This window comes from Aeromonas caviae (genome assembly GCF_000819785.1).
GTDB classification, from domain to species: Bacteria; Pseudomonadota; Gammaproteobacteria; order Enterobacterales; family Aeromonadaceae; genus Aeromonas; species Aeromonas caviae.
In genome coordinates this window covers 5,315-8,883 of the sequence record NZ_CDBK01000097.1, presented here as the reverse complement: position 1 = coordinate 8,883, position 3,569 = coordinate 5,315, and the positions used below count along the sequence as shown (strand labels likewise).

Sequence of the window (3,569 nt, the reverse complement as noted above, 5' to 3'; positions counted from 1 at the left end):
GGGCGCCGGGGGGCGGGGAGCCTCTGAGGCGCGGACGGGGTCGGGAGTGTCGGCCTGCTCCGGGGCATTTGCCGAGGGAGTTGTCTGCGGCGGGTTGGCCCGCAGCAGGGCCAGGTTGTGCAAGGCATCCCTGTGCCCAGGTTCAAGGCGAAGGGCGCTCAGATAGGCCTGCTCCGCGGCGGCAAGGTCCCCGAGCCAGACCAGGGCATTGCCCCTGTTGTAGTGGGCGGTGGCGCTGTTTGCCCTGCCATAGGCGGCGACGGCCCTGGCGTAATCCCCGGCTCTATACCAGGCGTTGCCTTGCCAGACCGGATCCTGGAAGGCGTTGGCCGCTTCCCGATAGTGTCCCTGGCGATAAGCCTGCCAGCCTGCTTCATCTTGTCGGGAGGCTGCCTGCAGGGAAGGGGACGCGACGCCAATGACGAGGATCACCAGCAGCCAGTGGGCGCCGATCCGCGCCAGCAGCGCCAGGGGGAGCAAGGGGATGAGCAGCCAGGGGCCGAGATCCCGGGATTGCCCCTGCGTCAGGGCCTGGCCCATGGGCAGGGGGGCAAAGCGCGGCAGGCCGGAATCAAGCCAGGCCAGCCTGCCTCCGGTACTGGCGGCAAGGGCGGCCATGGCCTCCTCGTCGGGCGCCGGCAAGGTGTGGCCGATCGGGCTGCCGAGCTGCCAGCGCTCGGCAGCCACGCCGGGCAGCCGGGTCTCCTTGCCCCCGCTGGCCAGCAGGATGTCGAGCCGCGGGGCCGAGCCTGCCTTGCAGAACAGGTCGTTGAGGCAGGGCCAGAGGGCGGCGATGCGATCGCGCGCCGTCCCGGAGAGGCCGTCGGTCACGAGCAGCAGACGGGCGGACTGGCCCGGCGGGATCAGGGTGAGGGCCAGGGCCACGGCGCGCTCGGGGGCGCTGCCCTGGACAGGCATGATGGCCGGGCGCAGGTCCGGCAGCAGCAGGGCGATGGCCTGATGATCCCGGGTGGGAGGCATGGCGAGGTAGGCATCCCCGGCAAACAGAATGAGGGCGATGGGATGGGCCGCGTCCTGCCGATCTATGTCGGCCAGTATCTCCTGCAATCCCAGCCTCACCCGGGTTGCCCGGTCCGGCGCCAGATCCTGCGCCAGCATGGAGTCGGAGAGATCCAGCAGCCAGATATCGAGGGCCGGGCTCGGCATGGAGAGACTCTGCTGGCGCAGGGCGGGGCCCGAGAGCGCGAGGATCACCGGCAGACAGGCAAGCCAGCGCCAGGGGATGGCCCGATGGCGGCTCGGCAGCAGATAGGCCTGCATGGCCGGGGAGAGCAAGCCGGGATCGCGGCGGCGGCGCCACCCCTGCCATAGCCAGGGGAGCAGGGCCAGCAACCAGAGGGGGCGCAGCAAGGTCAGCTCCATGGTGCCACCATCATGGCCTGCCTACTCATGGGATGGCCTGTGTGACAGGGGGATGCGCCAGCGGGCTGGCCAGCAGAGCAGCAGCCAGGCCAGGGCCAGTGGCCAGGGGTAGAGCTCCTGGTGGGACCGGGAGAGGGTCTGGGGCCGGGCGAGGGGCTCCAGGGTGTCGATGGCCTGGTTGATGGCGGCGAGATCGCCCCGGTTGCGGGCGCGAAAATAGCGGCCTCCTCCCAGTGTCGCCAACTGCTGCAACAGGGCTTCATCCAGTTCGGCACTGGGATCGGCGTCCCCTGCGGGCGCGGCGAAGGTGTCGGGGTCGGCGCCCACCCCCAGGGTATAGAGACGGATGCCTGCTTTGGCGGCGAGCCTGGCCTCGGTCAGGGGATCCGCATTGCCCGAGGTATTGCGGCCGTCCGTCACCAGCAGCAGGGCGGTGGGGCGGGTGGGGTCGGCGTGCTGGCGTGCCAGCAGGATGGCTTCCCCTAGGGCCGTGGTGCGCCCCACCAGATCGAAATCGAGCTCCCTGGCCAGGGTGAGCAGGGCCCCGGTCTCCTGGGTGAGTGGGGAGAGCAGATAGGCGTGATCGGCAAAGACGACGAGGGCGATGCGATCCCCCGGGCGGGAGGCGACAAGGTTGCTTATCTGCTGGCGCACCGCGGCAAGCCTGTCCGTTTGCTCTCCGTCATCCAGCATGTCCTGGGTGCGCATGCTGTCGGAGAGATCCACTGCCAGGATGAGGTCCCGGCTGCTCTGGTAGTGAATGATCGGGGGCTCCTGCCACTGAGGGCGGCACAGGGCCAGTACCAGGGCGCACCAGCAGAGCATCATGCGCCACAAGGGCTGCCCCGCCTGGGGCTGGAGCAGGGGAAAACCTCCGTGAACGAGCCGGTTTCCTCCCTTGCGCCCCTTCATGGGAGGCAGGCCGAAGCGCACCAGCAGCGGCAAGGCGAGGGCGAGGGAAAACCAGGGCCAGGCGAGGATCATCGCGTACCCTCCGGGGGAGGTGCCCCTCGCTTGCTTGCCGGGAATCGCGGCGCACTGACGCAGCGTCGCCCCCAGGCGAGATAGGCGAGGCGCAATCTTTTGCGCTGCGCCTCATCGGGCACTCTGCCCCCATAGAGCCAGAGCGGCCACTGGGCGGCAAACCGGGAAAAATCGCTCCCCCCCTTGCTGTCCAGCCAGGCGAGCCAGGCCTCCCCTTGCAGGGGGGCCGCCTCGGGCCAGCGGGCCATGGCCGCTTCTCGCAGGGCATCCTGCAGCCTGGGGACGAGATCGTCTGCCTGCCAGTCTATCCTGTGCGCCCAGCGGCGCTGGCGCAACAGGGTGAGGGCCGTCGTGGCGATCAGGCAAGCGGCGATCGCCGCGATCAGCAGCCCCCCGAGGGCCATCAGGCGAGGATCCTGTGCAGGCTCGAGAGCGGGGCCTTGGTGGATGTCGCGCAGCTCGGCACGGATGGCTTGCAAGGCCTCACTGGACGAGGGCTGGCGATATGCATCCGGTGCGGGCACGCCCTGCTCCCCCCTCAAAACAGACGGCATCCACCCTCCTGCCACTGGCGTTGCAGGGTGGCGCCGTTGTCGAGGCGATAGAGGCGCGTCACCAGGGGCAGCAACTGCTGGCGACAGGCCTCGGCCTGTTCGTCGGCCGCCCTCTGATAGCGGTCGCGAAAGCGGAGGTCTTCTCCCGCGAGCCAACCGCTGTGTCTGCCTGCCTGCACTGCCAGCTGCCCCTGCTCGGGCAGGGCGGCTTCCAGGGGATCGCGGATCTGCCAGTAGTGGATGTCGTGGCGCGGGCGAAGGCGTTGCAACTGCTGGCAGAGTGCCTGGTCCGGTGCCTGGTGATGGCTTATCAGGGTCAATCTGGCCCCGTGAGGCAGGGTGAGTCGTGCCAGGGTCTGGGCCAGCGTCCAGGGCGGGGGGGCGCGATCCAGCCCTGCTTCGTAATGGCGGCAGAGCGCTTCCAGCAGAGGCATGAGAGAGCCGCGCTGGTGCTCTGTGTGGGGGGCTTCGCCCTGGCAGATCAAGGTATTGGCCTGTTTCTCCCCCTGCCAGAGCAGGGCGGCGGCCAGCTCGCAGCCAAGGCGGGCCTTGAGCTGGGCGCGGGAGCCAAAGTACATGGCGGGTGAGAGATCCAGCAGCAACCAGTGGGCCTGATCCTGCTCTTCCCCGTAGAGGCGGGTGTGGGGG

The 3,569-nt window shown here is 69.4% G+C and carries 4 protein-coding genes; all 4 read right to left on the bottom strand.

Annotation, left to right across the window (positions count from 1 at the left end; genetic code table 11):
* Positions 1–1,383 (bottom strand): VWA domain-containing protein (locus tag BN1120_RS17280; RefSeq protein ID WP_042017241.1); only part of this gene is annotated, 1,383 nt, incomplete at its 3' end.
* A 21-nt stretch (positions 1,384–1,404) separates the two neighbouring features.
* On the bottom strand, positions 1,405–2,367 hold the full coding sequence (locus BN1120_RS17275; protein ID WP_042017240.1) for a VWA domain-containing protein: 963 nt from the start codon (positions 2,365–2,367) through the stop codon (positions 1,405–1,407).
* Positions 2,364–2,921 (bottom strand): DUF4381 family protein, encoded by a 558-nt coding sequence (locus BN1120_RS17270; RefSeq protein WP_226044259.1) that lies wholly within the window; start codon positions 2,919–2,921, stop codon positions 2,364–2,366. The genes BN1120_RS17275 and BN1120_RS17270 overlap by 4 nt, the downstream gene beginning before the upstream one ends.
* Positions 2,906–3,569 (bottom strand): DUF58 domain-containing protein (locus BN1120_RS17265; protein WP_042017239.1); only part of this gene is annotated, 664 nt, incomplete at its 5' end. The genes BN1120_RS17270 and BN1120_RS17265, both read right to left, overlap by 16 nt.